Below are 19,830 nucleotides of genomic sequence, written 5' to 3' on the forward strand. Positions count from 1 at the left end.
GCGGCGACTCGTTCTGAGTTCCCCTAACTAAAAGCATTGGGTAGCAGGAACAGCACGGCCGCCACCAGCGTGGGCACGGCCGCCGCCCCCAGCAGCCTCAGCGGCGAAATCGTGCCGTCGCCAAAGCAGCCCTTGAGGATCGAGAACCCGGCCGGATTGGGCGCATTGGCAATCACGGTCAGCCCGCCGCCCGTCACGGCGCCGGCCACCAGCATGTAGCGCCAGAGTTCGTTGGTGCCTTCCACCAGAGAACCCAGATAGGTCAGGGCCGCGTTGTCGGTCACGGCGGTCAGGGCCGTGGAGCCCAGGTACAACACGAAGGGCGAGAGCCCCGCCAGCAGATCCTGCAGCCACCATTGCTGCAAGCCGCCCAGCACCACCAGCCCGGCCAGGAAGAAGCCCACCATCAGGCCTTCGCGCAGCAGCAGCGGCGACTGATGGCGTTTATAGGCATGGGCGTAGCCGATGAACAGCACCAGCAGCGCCAGGAAGATCTTGATGTGGTGCGAGGCCAGCACCACCCCGATCAGGAACAGCACGTGCACGGCCATCACCATCCGCGACACCGGTTCGCGGGATTCCCGGCCCGTGGCATGCCCCAGTTCGCCATTGAGCAGGAACGGGCGGCATAGCCAGGTCAGGACCAGGCCGTTGATCAGCACGGCGGTGACGGCGCGCCAACCGAAATGCGTGGCCATGAAGGCCGTGTCCCAGCCGAAGGTCTGGGCGACCATCAGCACGGGCGGCGCCGCATAGGCCGTCAGCACCCCACCGATGGAGACATTGACGAACAGCACGCCGACCGTCAGGTATTTGAAGCCATCCTGTCCCGGGCGGCGGAAATACGCATCGCGCAGCAGCAGGGCAGCCAGCGTCATGGCGGCCGGTTCCGTGATCAGCGAGCCCGACAGCGGCACCATCGTCATGATGACGCAGAACCGGGCCAGTTCGTTGCGCACCGGCAGCACCCGCGCCAAACCATCCACCCCCATGTGCACCAGTTCGATGATGGGCCGGCTGGCCGCCACCACCATGATGACGAACACGAAGGCCGGTTCGGTGAAGTTGCGCGTATCGAGGTATTCGACGGCGCCGTGGACACCCAGCGTCAGCGCCATCCAGACGAACAGCGCACAGGCCCACACGCCGAAGACGGCCTCGACTTCGGACAGCAAGTGCCATAGGCCGGCATGCCGCCCGCCTTGATTGGCCAGGCGCGCGAAAACCGGCACGGAAAACGTGTGAATGATGGCAATGGCAAACAGTATGCTGGCCACGACCTCGGTGTGACTGACCATATCCGGGTCCAAGAAAATGGGCTGAACAAAAGGCCTGAGCCGTATTCGGAGAACGGCGGCGCAGGCCTGCGGAAGCTTCAGATCAGGCGCCGCCCAGAATCAGACGAGCACCCTTTTCGGCAATCATGATGGTCGGCGAATTGGTATTGCCCGAGGTGATCACCGGCATGATGGATGCATCGATCACCCGCAGGTTTTCCAGCCCTCGGACACGCAGTTCGGGGTCGACCACCGCCAACGGATCGACGCCCATTTTACATGTCCCCACCGGATGGAAAATCGTAGTGCCGATATCGCCTGCTGCAGCCTCGAGGGCTTCCTGGGTCTGAATGGCGTCTCCGGGCAGGTATTCCTGCGGTTGATAGGAGGCCAGGGCGGGCTGCGCCATGATGCGCCGCGTCAGGCGCAACGCATCGGCCGCCACGGCGCGGTCCTCGGGGGTCTGCAGGTAATTGCAGAGGATGTCGGGATGGTCCGCCACATTGGGCGACGTCACGCGCACATAGCCCCGGCTGCTGGGTTGCAGGTTGCACACCGACGCCGTCATGGCCGGGAAACGGTGCAGCGGGTCGCCGAATTTATCCAGCGACAGCGGCTGCACGTGATATTCCAGATTGGCGCGCGGCCGGGAAGGATCGGACCGGGCAAAGGCCCCCAGCTGCGAAGGCGCCATGGACAGCGGCCCGCGACGCAGCAGCGCATATTGCAGACCCATCCAGGCCTTGCCCCACCAGGCATTGGCCAGCGCGTTCAGGGTCAGGCCTTTTTTCAGGCGGTAGATCATGCGCAGCTGCAGGTGATCCTGCAGGTTTTCGCCCACACCCGGCAGGTCGTGAACCAGCGGAATCCCCAGGTGGCGCAGGCGGTCGGCCGGCCCGACCCCGGAGACCTGCAGCAACTGCGGCGAGCCGATGGCCCCCGCTGCCAGGATCAGTTCGCGATGCGCCACGGCGTGACGGCGCAGGCCGTCCTGGACGAAGGCGACCCCGGTGGCGCGGCGCCCGGAAAATTCGATGCGCTCGACGCAGGCGCCGGTCAGCACCTGCAGATTGGCCCGCCCCATCACGGGATGCAGGAAGGCCTTGGCTGCGTTCCAGCGCACGCCTCGGCGCTGATTGACCTCGAAATAATTGCAGCCGGCGTTATCGCCCCGATTGAAATCGTCCGTGCGTTCGATGCCGGCCTGGGCTGCGGCGTCTCGGAAGGCATCCAGAACGGCCCAGCGCAGGCGCTGGGATTCCACCCGCCAGGTGCCCGATGCGCCGTGGAATTCGCTGGCCCCGGCGTGATGGTCTTCCACGTCGCGAAACAGCGGCAGCACGTCGCGCCAGGCCCAGCCGGGGTTGCCCAGGGATTCCCAGTGATCGTAGTCGGCCGCCTGCCCGCGCAGGTACAACATGCCGTTGATGGAGGAAGACCCCCCCAGCACCCGGCCGCGCGGATACCCCAGGGATCGATAATTCAGGCCCGGGTCGGGCTGGGTGTGATAGCACCAGTCGGTGCGCGGATTACCGATGCAGTACAGGTAGCCGACGGGGATGTGGATCCAGCGCCAGTCGTCCGGGCCGCCGGCCTCGATCAGCAGGACGCGGTGCTGCTGCGACAGACGATTGGCCAGCAGGCAGCCGGCAGAGCCGGCTCCGACGATGACGTAATCGAATTCCAGTTGTGTTTCAGCGGGGGTGCTGCCTGCCATCGGCTGTCTCCTGGGGCCTGGAAGCAGCCCCTGATCTTTTCAGGCCAGTCTAGCCGCAATTACGCGCGGACGCCAAGAAACCCCTCTGCCGCGATGGGGATACCCCCCGCCAGGCCCCCGCCTACACCGGCAGGATGGTCCCGGCCAGGCCGGCCACGATCAGCAGCACGCCTACCTGCATGTTGGAACGGAAGATGCGCAGCCCGCGTTCGGGGTGGCGCACGTCGAAGACCGTCATCTGCCAGACGAAATGACCGGCGATGACCGCCATGACCACGTAGTACGGCCAATCCATCCCCATGCCCCAGCCAGCCGCCGTCCAGAGAACGGCCGTGACGGCGTAGAACCCGCCGATCCAGGCCCGGCCCTGGTCGCCGAACCGCATGGCCACGGACTTCAGGCCCAGCATGCGGTCATCGCGCAGGTCGATGTAGGCATAGACGGCGTCATAGCCGATCTGCCAGAGCACCGCCCCCACCCACATGGCCACGCCATACCAGGGCAGGACGTCCCGGGTATCGGTCCAGGCCATCAGCATGCCCCAGTTGAAGGCCATGCCCAGCACGGCCTGGGGCCAGTAGGTAAAGCGCTTGCACAGGGGGTAGATCACCACCAGCGGCACCAGCGCCAGGGCCAGCCAGCGACTGTAGGCATTGATGGCCAGCAGCAGCGCGGCGCTGACCAGCAGCTGCGCGGCGGCGAACCACAGGGCGGCCCGCAGCGTCAGCTGGCCGCTGGTCAGCGGCCGGAAGCGGGTGCGTTCCACCTGATGGTCGAAATCGCGGTCGAAAATGTCGTTGAACGTGCAGCCCACGCCGCGCATCAGCAGGGCGCCCAGCGAAAAGATGATCAGCCGCCACACGGTGGGCCAGCCGTCGGCGGCCTGCACCAGGGCTGCCAGCGCCGGCAGCAACGTCAGCCAGGTGCCAACCGGGCGATCCAGTCGGCACAGCCGCGCATAGGGCCCCCAGGCGGCCGGCAGCCAATGCGCCACCCAGTCGTCATGCCGCATGTCGGACAGATCCGGCGCCGACGTGGCTGGATCCGCACCCGGACGGCCGGAGGCGCCTTGCCCGGCGTCCGGCGACCGATCCACCATATCAGCGCCCCCCGGCCGGGCCGATCAATTCGCCCAATACCTGGACGCCGGCGCGGATGCGGTCTTCAGGCACCGTGACGAAGCTGAGCCGCAGCGTGTTGGTCGGCGCCTGCACGCCAGCGTAGAACGGTGCGCCCGGCACGAACGCGACGTTGCGGGCAATGGCCCGCTGCAGCAATTCGGCCGTGTCGATGCCCTCGCGCAGCGTGACCCAGATGAACATGCCGCCCTGCGGCCGCGTCCAGCGGGCGTCGGCCGGAAAGTGCTGCTGCAGGGCATCGAGCATGTAGCCGCACTGGCGTTGATACAGGGCGCGGACCTTGGGCAGATGCTGCTGAAGGAACCCGCCGCGCACGGTTTCGTAGACCGCCATCTGGGTGACGGTGGCCGTGTGCAGATCGGTGGCCTGCTTGATCTGCACGAGTTTGCTGATGATGTCGCGTGGCGCCACCACATAGCCCAGGCGCATGCCCGGCGCCAGCACCTTGGAGAACGTGCCCAGGCGGATCACGGTCGCCCCCACGGCGCGACCCAGTTCCAGCAGGCTGGGCTGGGGCTCGCCGGCGTAGCGCAGTTCACCATAGGGATCGTCTTCGATGACGGGCAGGCCCAGCGCCGCGCAGCGTTCGACCAGCGCCTGGCGACGAGCGTGGTCCAGCGTCAGGCCGGTCGGATTCTGGAAGTTGGGCAGCGCGTAGATGAAGCGCGCGCCACGGCACAGAGCGGCATCCAGGGCCTCGGGAATCAGGCCGCCCTCGTCGGTGGGCACGGACTGGAACTGCGGTTCGAACAGGGAAAACGACTGCAGGGCGCCCAGGTAACTGGGGGCCTCGACCAAGACTTTCGAACCCGGATCGATGAACAGTTTGCCCAGCATGTCCAGGGCCTGCTGAGAACCGGAGACGATCAGGACTTCTTCGGGATCAATCCGGGTGCCGGCGCGAGACAGGTCCTGCGCCACCCACTCGCGCAGGGGCGTATAGCCTTCGGTGCGGCCGTACTGCAGCGCCGTGGCGCCCTGATCGGCCAGGACGCGGTCGAACGCAGCCCGCAATTGCGCAATGGGGAAGCCCTCGGGCGAAGGCAGGCCGCCGGCGAAGGAGATGACTTCGGGGCGTTCGGTGATCTTGAGGATTTCGCGAATGGCCGAACTGGTAAGTTGCCTGGCGCGTTGTGAAAAAACAGCGGGGGTGGAAGTCAGCGTGTCCATGATGAAAGCCCGAATGAAGGCCTGCCTTGTGAGCCGGCCGATTGGCATGTGCCGATCAACCCGGATCGACGGGCGGCCGGCGCGGATGACGGGGTTTTCCGACGGTGGAAAACCCCAAGCTGCCTATATTAGAACAATTGCCCCTTCCCGTTAGGGGAATTGCCCGGCCGTGTGGCTGCTCCGGCCTAAGCCACGGCCGGCAATCGAGTGCGCCGGCCGATGTGGGCCAGGGCTTCTTCGACCTGATCGATCAGCACCAGGCACAGGTCGCCGGGCTCCAGGGCGTCCAGCGCCGTATCGATCGCCAGGAACTCGCCATGGATTTCCTGCGTGCGGCTGACGCGCCGGGCGCCTGACAGGCCCTGGCGCAACAGCGCCAGGACCTCGCCATCCTGGCGGCCGCGCTGGCACTGGTCCTGGTACAGAATCACGGTGTCGAACACTTCTCCCAGGATCTCCGTCTGGCGGCGGATATCCTGATCGCGCCGGTCCCCCGCCCCGCTGATGACGACGGTGCGCCGCTTGGCCGGCAACGCTTCCACCGCATCGACCAGGGCCAGCATCGCATCGGGGTTGTGACCGTAATCGGCGATGACCATGGCCCCCCGGTAGTCGAACACATTGAAGCGCCCCGGCACAGTGGCCGCATCATTGACAAAGGACGCCAGCCCCGCCTGGATCTGCACCCAATCCAGGCCCAGCGCCCAGGCGGCCGCAGCAGCAGCCATGGCATTTTCCACCTGGAACGGCAAAGACCCGCCGCGCGTCAGCGGCACGGCCGACAGCTGGATACGGGTCTCGGTGCCGCCCTGCGAGAACACCAGATCACCCTGGTCCACGAACACCACCCGTCCACCCTGGGCGCGATGCGTCTCGATCAGGGGGTGGCGAGCATCGCGGGCGAAATACGTGACCTGCCCCTGGCAGCTGGCGGCCATGCGGGCGACGACGGGGTCCTGGGCATTGAGCACCGCCATGCCCGCAGGCGAGACGTTTTCGACGATCACGCGCTTGACCACCGCCAGGTCTTCCACGGTGCGGATATAGTTCAGGCCCAGATGGTCGCCGATGCCGATATTGGTCACCACCGCCACGTCGCAGCGATCGAACCCCAGGCCTTCGCGCAGAATGCCGCCCCGGGCCGTCTCGAACACCGCCATGTCCACATCCGGATGCAGCAGCACGTTGCGGGCGCTGCGCGGCCCGCTGCAATCCCCGGTGTCGATACGCCGGGCGCCGACGTAGACCCCGTCGGAATTCGTCATGCCCACGCACACCCCCGGCCGGGCGCACAGATGCGCCAACAGCCGCACGGTCGTAGTCTTGCCATTGGTGCCCGTGACCGCCACCACCGGGATGCGGCCATCGTCACCGGGCGCGTACAGCGTATCCACCATGGCAGAGCCCACGTCACGTCCGGTGCCGTAGGACGGTGTCAAGTGCATGCGCAGCCCCGGCGCGGCATTGACCTCGACGATGCAGCCGGTTTCCGGCGTCAGGGGCCGATAGACGTCCTGCGCCACCAGATCGATGCCGCAGACATCCAGCCCCACCATGCTCGCGGCCATCACGGCGCTGGCCGCCAATTCCGGATGGACCTGCTCGGTCACATCCGTCGCGGTCCCGCCGGTACTGAGATTGGCATTGTTGCGCAACACCACGCACACGCCCTGGGCCGGCACGGAATCCGCCCGATAGCCCTGGCCGGCCAGCGTGTTCAGCGCCGTCTCATCCAGCTGGATGCGGGTCAGCGATGTGCCGTGGCCTTCGCCGCGCAAAGGATCCTGATTGATCAGATCCACCAGCTGATTGATGCTGAGGACGCCATCGCCCACGACCTGCGGGGGATCCCGGCGCGCCGCCGCGACCAGGCGGTCGCCCACGACCAGCAGGCGGAAGTCATGGCCGGGGAAATAGCGTTCCACGATCACGCTGGAACCATGTTCGCGGGCCACCGCGTAGGCCGCCAGCACTTGTTCCCGGCCCTGCACATTGCAGGCCACGCCCTTGCCCTGGTTGCCGTCCTGCGGCTTGACCACCACGGCCCCCCCGATCTCCTGGGCGGCCTGCCAGGCGTCATCGGCATCGGCCACCACGCGGCCCTGGGGTACGGACACGCCAGCTGCGGCCAGCAGCGATTTGGTCAGCGCCTTGTCCTGGGCGATGGCCTCGCCGATGGCGCTGCTGGCATCGGTTTCCGCCGCCTGGATGCGGCGCTGGCGACGCCCCCAGCCGAACTGCACCAGGCTGCCATCGGTCAGGCGACGATAGGGAATGCCGCGCCGCACGGCTGCCTGCACGATGGCGCCGGTGCTGGGCCCCAGTCGCACGTCTTCGTACAGGGACTTCAACTGCGCGACGGCATCCGCCAGATCAAAAGGCTGATCCTGCAGGGCCGCCTGGCACAACACGCAGGCCAGGTCGAAGGCCAGCCGGCCGACGGATTCCTCGGCATACTCGATCACGACCTGGTATTCGCCTGGATCCTGGGTCGCCGCCGTGCGGCAGAACGCCACCGGGCAGCCGGCCACCGCCTGCAGGCTCAGCGCCGCCCCCGCCAGCACATGAGCCAGGGAATGACCGGCTGCCGACCCGGCCGGGCGCTGGATGTCGATATCGGGAAAACGCACGCGCAGGCGCGTCTCGAACGCATCCAGATCGTCGATCACGCACTCGCTGGCGGCGCAGGACACGATGGCCTCGATCGCCGTCTGGCGGCACCACACGTTCGGCCCGCGCAGGGCGCGGATACGGGAGACTTCCATCTTCGATTACCTCGCAACCCAGGTGCGCAGTCCGACCCGGATGTGTTCGATGTCCAGGCCCAGCGCCCAGACGGCCCCAAGAGCGGCCAGCACGCTGGCCAGATCGTCGCGCAATGGCGCCACGGCTGGATCCGACAGGTCCGCCACCGTGATTTCCACGCCCTTTTCCACCAGCACCAGGCTGTCGTCGTGAGCAAAGACCGCCCGTTTGCCCTGGGCCAGGTGCGCCTTCAGGGCGTCGCTGCCGGCTTGCAGGCCATACAGGGTGACACCGCCGTCGCACAGCGGCGCCAGGCCGGCTGCCAGCGGGTCGTCGGCATTGAGCACCGCCATCCCGCCCGCCAGCACCACGTCCACCTGGGTGCGGAAAACGCGCTGCAGATGTTCCGGTTCTTCCATGTGGAATTCCGGCCAGGTCAGGCTGGGGTCGATGCCCGTCACCACACCGACCTGGCATCGGTCGTAGGCCAGGCCTTCGCCCAGGATCATGCGCCCGCCGTTTTCCAGCACTGCGTAGTCGACTACCCGGTTCAGCAGCAGGCGGCGCCCGGCATCCCAGTGCGCGGCATCCGTGGCCGCGACCTGCTGATGGCCCAGGAAGAGACCGTCGGCCGATGCCTGGCCCACGACCTTGCCCGTCAGCTGCAACAGGTGGGCGACCAGGCGCACCACCGGCGTCAGCCCCCGGCTGCCGCTGACTCCCACCACCGGAATACGCCCGTCTTCCGGTACCGGAAACAGATAGTCGATAACGGCCTGCCCCACCGGACGCGGCTGCCCTCGGGCGGGCTTCAGGTGCATCAGCAGGCCGGGGCCGGCATTGACCTCGACGACGGCCCCGCGCTGTTCAGCCAGCGGCCGGGAAATGTCGCGCGTGACCAGGTCGATGCCGGCAATGTCCAGGCCCACCACCCGCGCCGCCAGGGACACCAGTTCCGCCACATCCGGATGCACGGCGTCCGTGATGTCGATCGACACGTTGCCGCTGCGCTGGATCATGACGGCGCGGCCCCGTTCGGGCACAGCATCACCGCTCAGGCCCTGGCGGTCGAGTTCCAGCCGCGCGGCCGAATCCAGGCGCACTACGTTCAGGGGATGGTCCTCGTCGCGCCCGCGCCGGGGATCGGAATTCAGTTGGGACTCGATCAGTTGCAGCACGGTGGACGCGCCGTCGCCCACCACCATGGCGGCCTCGCCCCGGGCGGCGGCCACGAGCTTGCCGCCGACCACCAGCAGGCGGTGCTCGTCGCCCTCGATGAAGCGTTCCACCATCACGCTGCTGCCTTCGTCCACGGCCACGGCGTAGGCCGCCCGGATCTGGTCCTGCGTGGTCAGGCAGGTGAAGACGCCCCGGCCATGATTGCCGTCGGACGGCTTGACCACCACGGGCAGACCGATGTCCTGGGCGGCTTCCCAGGCGTCGTCGGCGTCGGCCACCAGACGGCCCTCGGGCACCGGCACGCCGCAGGCCTGCAACAGCTGGCGGGTCAGGTCCTTGTCGCGTGAAATGCCTTCGGCAATGGCGCTGGTACGGCTGGTTTCGGCCGTCCAGATGCGGCGCTGGCGGGCGCCATGGCCCAGTTGCAGAAGATTCGCGTCGCTCAGGCGGATGGCCGGAATGTCACGGTCGTCGGCGGCATCCACGATGCAGGCCGTGCTGGGCCCCAGGCCCAGGGATTCCGCCATGTCCTTCAGGCGATCCACGGCGCCGGCCACGTCGTAGGGCCGGTCTTCGATGGCGGCCATCACCAGATCGCGGGCGGCATACAGGGCCTCGCACGTCAGGGGCTCGTACCAGGCGCGCACGATGACCTTGTAGACGCCGCGCAGCGACGTTTCCCGTGCCCGCCCCAGGCCGCCGGGCATGCCGGCCAGGCTCTGCAATTCCAGGGTGACGTGTTCCAGGATATGCGCCGGCCAGGTGCCTTCGCGCACGCGATGCAGGAATCCGCCGCGCTCGCCGATGCTGCAACGGTGCTCGATCAGCGTGGGCAGCCAGGCGCTCAGGCGTTCGTAGAACCCGGGAATGACGTTGGAGGGATAGTCTTCCAGATCGTGGATGTCCACGACCGCTTCGATGACGGGGCGATAGGCCCAAATGTTTGGCCCCCGCAGATACACCATATTGAGAATCTCAATATTCTTGTTTTCCATGAACGAACCATGTCGAAAGGATGGGCCGGGGGGCCGAGCGCCGCCGGGCTCAGGCGTCTTGAACACACGCCTGCCGGACAACGGCACACATCATAATCTTGCGCCGTTTCGCCGCACAGAAAAACTATTGACGATTGTGACGCGGGCGCAACGGTATGCGCATGTTCACCCCGATTCCGATCTATATTCCTGCTGTCCGACAGATCTTCCGATCCCCTCCCAATCCACCATCCATGCAGGGTCCCACTCTTGAATTCTCGGCGGCCGACGTCTGCCCGCCCGGCCTGCCCGACGCATGGCGCGACACGCTCGCGGCACAGTTGGCGGCGGACGAACACGCGCTGGGCTGGCTGTCGCTGAACCTGGACGGCCAATTGCAGTACGCCGACAGCCTGCTGGTCCTGACCGACCGGCGCTGGCTGTACTGCGGCGCCGATACGCAGTCCTGCCGATCCTGGCCGCTGCGCTCCGACCTGCACCTGAAGCTGCAGGATCACGCCGGCGTGGGCAGCCTGGAACTGGTGGACGAACACGCCCGCCTGGCGCGCTGGCGCTACACGCTGGACCGCCACGCCCAGGCGCTGCAGCTGCAGGCGCGCCACGACTCCCTGCGCCAGCCCTCGGGCGATCTGCCGCCCGAGCCCTCCGCAGGCATCCCCGCCAAAGACGCGCAGCCGCCGCGCACCAGTTCGCTGTTTCGCCTGTGGCGTTTTGCCCGCCCCTACCGCCGGCAACTGGGCATCGGGCTGGTCCTGACGCTGATTTCCACCGGCGCATCGCTGGTGCCGCCATACCTGACCATGCCGCTGATGGACGACGTGCTGATCCCATTCCAGAACGGCGAACCGATCCACTGGGACCTGGTGACGCTGTACCTCAGCGGCCTGCTGGCCTCGTCCCTGGTCGCCTGGGGCCTGGGCTGGGGGCGCAGCGCCATCCTGGCCTGGGTCAGCGAACGCATCGGCGCCGACCTGCGCACCACCACCTACCAGCACCTGCAGCAGCTGTCGCTGCAATATTTCGGTGGCAAGCGCACGGGCGACCTGATGGCCCGCATCGGATCGGAATCCGACCGCATCTGCCTGTTCCTGTCGCTGCACCTGCTGGATTTCTTCACCGATATCCTGATGATCGTCATGACGGCGGCCATCCTGATGTCCATCGATCCCTGGCTGGCGCTGGCGACCCTGGCGCCGCTGCCCATCATCCTGTGGATGATCCACTGGGTGCGCGATCGCCTGCGCCACGGTTTCGAGAAAGCCGACCGCGTCTGGTCGGAAATCACCAACGTGCTGGCCGACACCATCCCCGGCATCCGCGTGGTCAAGGCCTTCGCCCAGGAAAAGCGCGAGGTCGCGCGCTTTCGCGAGGCCAACGACCGCAACCTGGCGATCAACGACCGGGTCAACGCCCTGTGGTCGCTGTTCACGCCCACCGTCACGCTGCTGACGGAACTGGGCCTGCTGGTGGTCTGGGTATTCGGCATCTGGCTGGTATCGCGCCAGGCCATCACGGTCGGGGTCCTGACGGCGTTCCTGGCCTACATCAGCCGGTTCTACGTGCGCCTGGATTCCATGAGCCGCATCGTGTCCGTCACCCAGCGGGCGGCGGCTGGCGCGAAACGCATCTTCGACATTCTGGATCATGTGTCCAGCGTGCCCGAGCCAGCCGACCCACGGCCCATGGACCAGATCCGGGGACGCATCGAGCTGAGCCGCATCGGTTTTCGCTATGGCAACCGCAGCGTGATCCAGGACCTGAGCCTGGACATCGCGCCGGGCGAGATGGTCGGCCTGGTGGGCCACAGCGGGTCCGGCAAGAGCACGCTGGTCAACCTGATCTGCCGTTTCTACGACGTATCCCAGGGCGCCATCCGCCTGGACGGCATCGACATCCGCCAGTACGCGATCAGCGACTACCGGCGCCACATCGGCCTGGTGCTGCAGGAACCGTTCCTGTTCTACGGCAGCGTGGCCGAGAACATCGCCTACGGCCGCCCCGATGCCAGCCGCGCGGACATCATCGCCGCCGCCCGCGCCGCCCACGCGCATGAATTCATCCTGCGCCTGCCGCACGGCTACGATTCGCTGGTGGGCGAACGGGGCCAGGCGCTGTCGGGGGGCGAACGCCAGCGCATTTCCATCGCCCGCGCCATCCTGATCGACCCGCCGATCCTGATCCTGGACGAGGCGACCTCGTCGGTGGACACCGCCACCGAAAACGAGATCCAGAAGGCCCTGGACAATCTGGTGAAGGGCCGCACCACGATTTCCATCGCGCACCGCCTGAGCACGCTGCGCGAGGCCGACCGCCTGGTCGTGATGGATAGCGGGCGCATCGTCGAAATCGGCCGCCACGACGAACTGCTGGCCCGCGAAGGCGCCTATGCGCGGCTGTACCAGGCGCAGCTGCAGGGCACGCTGCCGCCGTCACGCCCTGTCGAACACCCTGCCCACGAGGCCGATGATGATTCCGATTCCTGAGCACGGCACGCCACCCGCGCCCGATGGCCTGGACGCGGGCGGCAGTCCCGCATCGGGCCCGGACGAGGACGTGCCACGCGCAGCGCCCTTCACCCTGTCGCGGGACAATTTCGGCCGCCTGCTGCTGTCGCGCGCCGGCCAGCTGGACGTGGTCGTCACCCCCGTGCGCAGCTTTCCGATCAGCGCCCCGGACGAGAGCATTTCCCTGGTGGATGCTCAGGCCCAGGAACAGGCCTGGGTGGACCGCCTGCAGGACCTGCCCGACGGCCCGCAACGCCTGATCGCCGAAGACCTGGCCCAAAGGGATTTCAAGCCCGTCATCCTGCACATCCTGCGGGCGTCGACCTGGGCGACGCCCAGCCGCTGGGATATCGTCACGGATCGCGGCGCCGCCGTGCTGACCCTGAAAAGCGAGGACGACATCCGCCGCCTGTCCGCCAGCACCCTATTGATCGCCGACGCCTGCGGCGTGCATTTCCTGATCCGCGACCTGGCGGCGCTGGACCGCGCCAGCCGTAAGATCCTGGATCGGTTCCTGTAGCGCCAGAGGCCGGCTGGTCAAAGAAAGGTCAGCCTTTCCACCAAGTCGCGAAAGTAGCGAACCGACCATATCTCCAAGACCCGTGGGTCCGGCACAAAGGTCTCGACGTCCCGCCGCGCCTGATCTACATCCAGAGTCTCGACACGCGCCAACAACAAACGCAGCAAATCATCCCGCGTCATCTGCAAACCCTGCCAATCGCCGCTTTGCCGAGCGCGGTGCTCCAGGTGGATCAGATTCAACGGCGTCGCATTGCGTACATACCATTCCAGATCGAACCAATCTCGCCCCTTGACCCGATTTTTCCAACGCCGGAACAAGACGGCATGGAGTTTGCCCGCATACAGATCAGGCAAGGCATAACACTTCACGTAAAACGAATAGGGCTGCACCAGAAGCCGTTCTTGCGTCGAGAACCCCATAGGCGGATCCGTATCCACTTCGAACTTGATCTTCAGTGCCCGCTGCCCCGGGACACGCACATCGTAAATGCTGGTTCCCTGCTTTAGAAAAGCAGATACCACCGCAGATTCGACGACCTTGTCACGCGCCGTGATCTCCACATCGAACCCAAACGCCGAGAACTCCTCGCGCAATGCCGAGAAGTAGGGTTGCAAAGAGAACCCTGCCGTCGAGGCCAGCAGTGAAAAGTCCAGGTCCTCGGAAAACCTGGGCAAACCGTAAAAGATGCGCAGACAGGTGCCGCCGTAGAACGCAGCCTTTTCAAAGAAGCCAGCCCGTTGCAGGCCGGCAAGCGCAATTTCCTGCATCACCTCGCGCAGAGCGTGATCACGGTCTTGGGCCGGATACCGTTCAAGCATCTGTTCGATGACTCTCATTGCATGGCCTCCAGCATGCCCAGCAAGGCGGCCATCTGCGCGGGCTTATGCCCCGAGCTTGCATATCCGCGAACGACATCCAGATCCAGGCCCAACAAGGCTTCGCCATCAATGCGCAGATCGTCCAGGACGAACCGCCGCATGCCGTCCCGGGTCGTGACGCGCAAATACCGGGTCAACAACACTTTGTCGCACAGCGCCTTGGCGGGCGATGCAATCAAAAAGGTCTCTCGGTCGGACTCGCGAACCTGCTCGATGCCCAACGCATAGATGCCAGCCGGTAGCCGCGTATAGGAAAACCGCCCGAAATCGTTGTCGATGACCCGACTGCGCCGCATGCAGACCGATGTCAGTTCGCGCACACGTTCCGGAATCAACCCATGCCAGGCCAGGGCATAGTCCAGGGACACACAGGAGGGGCCATACAAGCGATTGGCCAAGAGAGGCAGGCACAGCCCATTGCCCGACAGGTCCTGGCCCCGCACATATAAGCCCCTCTTCAATGACACCAGCACGCCCTGGCGCAGCCAATCCGCAATCTTGTCATTGGGACGCCGATAGTCGGCAAGCAATGACAACAAGGTGTCATGGCTGAACGGCACTCTGGCGAAAGAGGCAAGCTGAGCTTCACTCATAGAAGTAAATTTTGCATGAATAATCGGATTATATCCGATTGTCCAATCAAAAATTACAAATTCAACCCGAAGGTCTCGGGGCGCACGCAGCGCACGGCTTCGCGGGACGCGTCGATGCAGCCGCCCTGGTCGTAGACACCCGCCGGGTCGCGCAGGCGCACCATGCGATCGAGCACCTGGTTCGTCGCCAAGGGGTCGGCCAGGGTCTCGGCCACGCAGGCCTCGACGATGGATTCATCCATCCATGCGCGGGGAGCGGACGCGCCGTCCGGCGCATCCTGGCGCAATCCGTGCCGCCAGTGGTAGATCTCGACGCATTTGTAGGTCAGGGTGTAGGGTTGATCGGGCTTCCAGAAATTGGTGAACCGCCCCTGACCCAGGTAGAACACCCAGGACCCCTCGTAGCCCTCGACGCTGGCGGACGGTTCGTGCGGGTTGCGAAACCACAGGCGATCGCCCGGCACGTAATAGCGGGGCGGCAGCGGCGCCTGCAGCGATCCGTATTCATGCAGGAAGGCATCATGAAACGCACCGGACTGGATCGCCTTGCGCTGCCACTGGGCCTGCAAGGCGGCCAGCGCAGCCGGATTGCTGGCCTGCAGTTCCCGCGCCAACGCCAGCAGCAGCACATATTCGGTCGCCCGGTAGCAGGAAAACGAATACAGGCGCCCGGACACATCCGGCCACAGCGTCTGTTCCAGCGAGGGGATCAGATCATGCCCCGGCAGCAGGATGAAACCGGTCGACTCCGACCAGCGCCAGCAATCCGGGCGTTCGGCCTGTTCCGTGTCGAAGGCCAGCACCGTGCGCCGTCCGGCCTGCACGATGAAACGCCGCAAGCGCACGGCGGACTGCCATTCGTCCAGGCTGGGAAAATCGAAGGGGATGGGGGACAGCAACAGCGCCGCCAGGATCTCGGCATCCAGATCCCGATCGCTGTCGTCAGGGGCCAGTTGCAGCACCGGCGCCAGGCCGGCAGTGTCCAGGCCAGGCGATTGCGGCAACGACAGGCGAAACCGCAGCCAGGGTCCCTCGTCGTCGACGCTGGAATCCTGAGTGACCCGGCCGCCCAGGCCGTGTTCCGACAGCCAACGCCAGCAACGGGCCTGGTCTTCTTCGGACCACGCGCCGCGAATGCGGACACCGGCCATCTCGCCAGCGAAATCCAGGACCGCAACCGAGGCAGCCTGGGCAGTCGGAACAGACATCGGCATGATCCCACCTGAGGGGAAAAATCCAGTGGACGATTCTACTGCCGAAAGATACGGGCAGCCGCCTTACTGGCCCAGCGCCTTGCTGATTTTCTTATCGGTGTTGTATTGGCTGAGCGCATACACCGCCCAGATCGCCGCCGGGATCCAGCCAATCAGCGTGAGCTGCAGGATCAGGCAGATGATCCCCGACAGGGGACGGCCGATGGTGAAGAAAGCCAGCCAGGGCAACAGCAGGGCGATGAGCAGGCGCATGACGCAATCCGGTGATGGTTGAAAGCCGGTATTTTAGAGTGTTTCGGCGCCAAGTCGTTCGCGCCGGGCCGCCGACGGCGGGCGCCGCATACCGCGACGCCCGCCAGGGCTCCCGCGTCAGGTTTCGTCCTGCACGATCGCCGTCGGGCCGTTGGTCTTGACCGATTCGATGCCCTTGTCCCGCGCGGCGGCGGTGGTGTACATCTCGCTGCTGCCGATGATCTCGCCGTTGGCCGCAGTCAGGTTGAAATAATGCGATCCGTCCTTCGCCGTCAGCCGCCCGTAGCGCGCGTCGCTGGGGGAATTCTTGCGAACGGATTCGATGCCTGTCTGGGCAGAGGCCTTGCTGGCATACCGCTGGCTGGTCAAGATCACCTGGTGATTGCCGGCCCTGAGATTGAACAGGAACTTGTCACCGCTGGACTTCAGGATGTATTCACCACTCATGGTTTTGACTCCAAGTCGTGCAGGCGCAGGATACGCCCGCCAGGGGATATCGCCCGGAAACTATACCGCGAAAGCAGGACAGGCCTGACGGACCCCGATACACTGAGGCGCACGTCCGGCCTGATCTCGCCCCGTTTCCCATGCACATCCTGACTCAAAGCCTGTTGTCCTTCGTCCTGTTGCTGGCCCTGGCCTGGGGGCTGGCCGTGCTATGGATCCAGGCGCCGGGCGGGCACGGGCTGCGGCTGATCTGGATGGCGCTCTGGGCGGCCAGCGTGCTCGGCGGGCTGGCTTCAGTCTGGGTCCAGCACCGCTACGCCGTGCCGGCCCGGTGGGCGCTGGCCGCAGCCGCCGCGATCCTGGCCATCTGGTGGATCAGCCTGGCGCCATCGAACCAGCGGGATTGGGCCGACGACGTGGCCCACAGCCTGACAGGCAGCACCCAGGGGTCCATCGTCACGCTGCACAACATCCGCAATTTCGACTGGCGCAGCGAGACGGACTACACCGTCCGCTGGCAGGACGCATCCTACGACCTGGAAACCCTGCAATCCGTGGACATGGCGCTGTCCTACTGGATGGGGCCGGCCATCGCCCACACCCTGGTGTCCTTCGGCTTTGCCGACGGGCGCCACCTGGTGTTTTCCGTGGAAATCCGCAAGGAACGCGACGAGTCCTTTTCCACCGTCGGCGGTTTTTTCAAGCAGTTCGAACGCAGCATCATCGCTGCGGAAGAACGCGACATCCTGTATGTACGCGCCGGCCCGCGCGGCGAACAGGTCTTCCTGTACCCCATCCAGATGCCCCAGGCCGCGATGCGCCAACTATTTCTGGCCTACGTGAACAGCGCCAACCGCCTGGCCAAGGCCCCGAAGTTCTACAACACCGTGACGGCCAACTGCACGACCCTGGTCTACGACATGGTCCGGCCCATCGTGCCCGGCCTGCCCATGGACATCCGCCTGATCCTGTCAGGGTACCTGCCGGAATACCTGTACCGGCATGGGGGGCTGGATACCAGCCAGCCGCTGGATGTCCTGCACACCCAGGCAGACATCACGCAGCGCGCGGCGCAGGCCGGGCCGGTGGCGGATTTTTCACGGCGTGTGCGCTGACGTTGCACGAATACAGCGCAGAACCGTCCTGACTGCCCCCATCGCAAATATCAAAAGCATGTACGAAGCAACAATCAGACAGCCTCACTCTGATTCCAATAGATCAATGCACGCCAGAGGCGATTCAGGGCTGAGCAAAGCCAAGGCAAGGTTTGCTCTCGCCACCAGTTCTCTGGGTCTGCGATCCTGTACATAATGCCCATGCGTAATACGATCCATGCCAGCCCCCACCAATTTAGAACACACGATCTTCGCGGAATAACTCTTTGACACTTACCCCTCGGCGCGACTCTTCCATGGATTCCGGCGCCGCGCTGCCCTTGACCCAAAGCAGGGGAATGCGTTTCAACGGCTTCCCTGTCGCGATCAGCGCCCGAGAAGCAAACCGATCAGATTCGCTTCGTGCCACCTGTACCGCCCCCAAGGCATCCCCGGCCCGGACTCGCAGGATTACTGCCGCAGGAGAACGCACCCCCGCAGTGTCAAAGCCATATTGGTGCAGCCAGGCAGTCACAGCCGCCCCCTTCAGCCAAAGGGCGGGTATCCCATTGGGTAGCGCCGGGGCAGCACTGAACGCCAGCAGGACTTCAAAATCGCGAGGAGAGCTAGCTGCCATTTCCGCTTGCAGCGCATCACACAGACGGGCCAAAGAAACTGTCCTCTCGCCATCGAGCCACGATTTTATGAACCCATGCAAATATTTGGCGGAAAACCCGACATCCAGAAGATGAGTTGCAACGCTTCGTGCAAAGTACTCTACGGCGAACCTGCCTTCATCGACTGCCCGACCGACCCGACTGATATAGTCGACTTTCACATGTTCAGACAGCTCCCGGATACTGAAATGAGCAACGCCATCAGGCCTAGGAATCTGTTGAATCTGTTGTCGGAGAAATTGCTTTTCCGCATCGGTAAACGCAGGGTCTCTGCCAATACGCCTCTGGAGTGAACTGGCCATCCGCCTGACTGATGCTTCACTAAGGAGCCCCTGTCTCATGGCCGCACATGCTTCGTACAGTTCTTCCATGGCCAACACAACACCGATTCCCCACAGGGACCGATACCAAGGAGTCCTCTCTGATAGAAACTCCAGGAGCCTTACCGCCGCAAATCGTTCATGAGGATTGACAAAATCGGGCATGCATCCTACCATCAGTTATCGGTCGCTGTTGTTTCTGTGACCCCCCGGCTAAGCGGGGCACGACCTGGGCGGAAGCGGCTTTATCAGCCTAATCCAACCGGCTCACGCCCCCTCCCATTAAAGGCCCTGCAGATGCAGGGCCTTTATCTTTCCAGTATCGCCTTTTCCTGTTCCAGACGGCTCATTCTAGGCGCAGGCAGCGGCCGATCCAACCGCACCAGGCCAATAACGTCACCCCGACCCGTCCCACACCGCCAGTAACCCAGCGTCAGCAGGAACGGGACCTGTCCGCCGGAGCGAAAGACCTAGCGATAATGACCGCCTTCAGGGTGCGGCTGCCGCCCCAGTGCATCGATCAGAGCCTGGATGGGGTCATGTTGACTCGGCACGGTTGATTACCAACAAAAATGGGAAAATGAATTGGAGTTCACCTAGTTTATCTCGGTGATGCAACAGCCCATACTGTTTCCAACAGAGCAGGACGTGATTCACCTAGCGGAAAACCCGCAGCACACTGCCCAGTCACCTACTTGAACTGAAGGAAACCATCATGAAAGTCGCCACTGCCGCCTCTATCGCCATTCTGTCCCTGGGCCTTGCCTCCGCCGGCATCGCGCAAGCCGACGAAGCCAACTATCCGGAAATCGTGACGCCCAGCACCCAGAGCCGTGCCGAAGTCGTCCAAGCGCTGCGGTTGGCCCAGTCGCAAGGCCTGGTCACCGTGGGTGAACACGGCAACTACCCGCAGCTGCAGGCCGACGATCAGGCCTTAACCCGCGCCCAGGTCCTAAAGGAACTGGACCAAGCCAAGAGCGCTGGCCTGGTGAGCATCGGGGAAAGCAGCCAGTATCCCCAAGCCCTGTAATCCGCGTTTCAAGACCCCGGTCCCAGCCTGCCGCATGAGAGTGCGGCGGGCTTTTCTTGCTTGCGCGATACCCGCT

Annotated in this window: 15 protein-coding genes and 1 pseudogene; 4 read left to right on the forward strand and 12 right to left on the reverse strand. The window is 65.0% G+C overall.

Features of this window, described 5'->3' with window-relative positions:
- Positions 1-23 precede the first annotated feature (23 nt).
- The 6 genes and pseudogenes from VDP74_RS06220 to cphA (VDP74_RS06245) form a co-directional block, all read right to left on the reverse strand.
- Complete coding sequence (locus VDP74_RS06220) at positions 24-1,298, reverse strand: putative Na+/H+ antiporter (protein ID WP_322998765.1); 1,275 nt, start codon at positions 1,296-1,298, stop codon at positions 24-26.
- Positions 1,299-1,380: 82 nt separating this feature from the next.
- Positions 1,381-2,994 carry a GMC family oxidoreductase gene (locus tag VDP74_RS06225; RefSeq protein ID WP_322998766.1) on the reverse strand — a complete coding sequence of 538 codons (1,614 nt, stop codon included), beginning with the start codon at positions 2,992-2,994 and terminating at the stop codon, positions 1,381-1,383.
- 121 nt (positions 2,995-3,115) lie between these two features.
- Complete coding sequence (gene ubiA / locus VDP74_RS06230; RefSeq protein WP_416232943.1) at positions 3,116-4,093, reverse strand: 4-hydroxybenzoate octaprenyltransferase; 978 nt, start codon at positions 4,091-4,093, stop codon at positions 3,116-3,118.
- A 1-nt stretch (position 4,094) separates the two neighbouring features.
- Positions 4,095-5,303: a PLP-dependent aminotransferase family protein gene (locus VDP74_RS06235; protein WP_322998767.1), complete on the reverse strand. Its 1,209-nt coding sequence runs from the start codon at positions 5,301-5,303 to the stop codon at positions 4,095-4,097.
- A 185-nt stretch (positions 5,304-5,488) separates the two neighbouring features.
- Positions 5,489-8,068: a cyanophycin synthetase gene (gene cphA / locus VDP74_RS06240; protein WP_322998768.1), complete on the reverse strand. Its 2,580-nt coding sequence runs from the start codon at positions 8,066-8,068 to the stop codon at positions 5,489-5,491.
- An 18-nt stretch (positions 8,069-8,086) separates the two neighbouring features.
- Positions 8,087-10,222, reverse strand: a pseudogene (gene cphA, locus VDP74_RS06245) (cyanophycin synthetase); the annotation flags it as partial.
- A 233-nt stretch (positions 10,223-10,455) separates the two neighbouring features.
- On the opposite strand from cphA (VDP74_RS06245), the gene VDP74_RS06250 reads away from it, so the two are divergent.
- Both VDP74_RS06250 and VDP74_RS06255 read left to right on the forward strand, forming a co-directional pair.
- The gene (locus tag VDP74_RS06250; RefSeq protein ID WP_322998769.1) at positions 10,456-12,705 is read left to right on the forward strand and encodes an ABC transporter ATP-binding protein; all 2,250 of its coding nucleotides are present in this window, start codon (positions 10,456-10,458) and stop codon (positions 12,703-12,705) included.
- Positions 12,689-13,246: a DUF1854 domain-containing protein gene (locus tag VDP74_RS06255; RefSeq protein ID WP_322998770.1), complete on the forward strand. Its 558-nt coding sequence runs from the start codon at positions 12,689-12,691 to the stop codon at positions 13,244-13,246. The genes VDP74_RS06250 and VDP74_RS06255 overlap by 17 nt, the downstream gene beginning before the upstream one ends.
- Before the next feature lie 17 nt (positions 13,247-13,263).
- On the opposite strand, the gene VDP74_RS06260 is transcribed toward VDP74_RS06255, so the two are convergent.
- The 5 genes from VDP74_RS06260 to VDP74_RS06280 all read right to left on the reverse strand — a co-directional run bounded on the left by VDP74_RS06260 (position 13,264) and on the right by VDP74_RS06280 (position 16,633).
- Positions 13,264-14,085, reverse strand: a complete 822-nt coding sequence (locus tag VDP74_RS06260; RefSeq protein WP_322998771.1) for a nucleotidyl transferase AbiEii/AbiGii toxin family protein — start codon at positions 14,083-14,085, stop codon at positions 13,264-13,266.
- Positions 14,082-14,720 carry a hypothetical protein gene (locus tag VDP74_RS06265; RefSeq protein WP_322998772.1) on the reverse strand — a complete coding sequence of 213 codons (639 nt, stop codon included), beginning with the start codon at positions 14,718-14,720 and terminating at the stop codon, positions 14,082-14,084. The genes VDP74_RS06260 and VDP74_RS06265 overlap by 4 nt, the downstream gene beginning before the upstream one ends.
- A 53-nt stretch (positions 14,721-14,773) precedes the next feature.
- Positions 14,774-15,928: a hypothetical protein gene (locus VDP74_RS06270; RefSeq protein ID WP_322998773.1), complete on the reverse strand. Its 1,155-nt coding sequence runs from the start codon at positions 15,926-15,928 to the stop codon at positions 14,774-14,776.
- Between the two features lie 69 nt (positions 15,929-15,997).
- The gene (locus VDP74_RS06275) at positions 15,998-16,186 is read right to left on the reverse strand and encodes a YqaE/Pmp3 family membrane protein (protein WP_322998774.1); all 189 of its coding nucleotides are present in this window, start codon (positions 16,184-16,186) and stop codon (positions 15,998-16,000) included.
- 117 nt (positions 16,187-16,303) lie between these two features.
- Entirely contained in the window at positions 16,304-16,633 is a 330-nt protein-coding gene (locus VDP74_RS06280) for a YegP family protein (protein WP_322998775.1), read from the reverse strand.
- A gap of 140 nt (positions 16,634-16,773) precedes the next feature.
- Here VDP74_RS06280 and VDP74_RS06285 point away from each other — a divergent pair, with 140 nt between their 5' ends.
- The gene (locus tag VDP74_RS06285; RefSeq protein WP_322998776.1) at positions 16,774-17,748 is read left to right on the forward strand and encodes a DUF4105 domain-containing protein; all 975 of its coding nucleotides are present in this window, start codon (positions 16,774-16,776) and stop codon (positions 17,746-17,748) included.
- Between the two features lie 235 nt (positions 17,749-17,983).
- Here VDP74_RS06285 and VDP74_RS06290 read toward each other — a convergent pair whose 3' ends face one another.
- Entirely contained in the window at positions 17,984-18,775 is a 792-nt protein-coding gene (locus VDP74_RS06290) for a hypothetical protein (RefSeq protein WP_322998777.1), read from the reverse strand.
- Positions 18,776-19,439: 664 nt separating this feature from the next.
- Here VDP74_RS06290 and VDP74_RS06295 point away from each other — a divergent pair.
- Positions 19,440-19,754: a DUF4148 domain-containing protein gene (locus VDP74_RS06295; RefSeq protein ID WP_322998778.1), complete on the forward strand. Its 315-nt coding sequence runs from the start codon at positions 19,440-19,442 to the stop codon at positions 19,752-19,754.
- The last annotated feature ends 76 nt before the right edge of the window (positions 19,755-19,830 follow it).

The sequence above is a fragment of the Castellaniella sp. genome, from assembly GCF_034674885.1.
GTDB lineage: Bacteria > Pseudomonadota > Gammaproteobacteria > Burkholderiales > Burkholderiaceae_B > Castellaniella.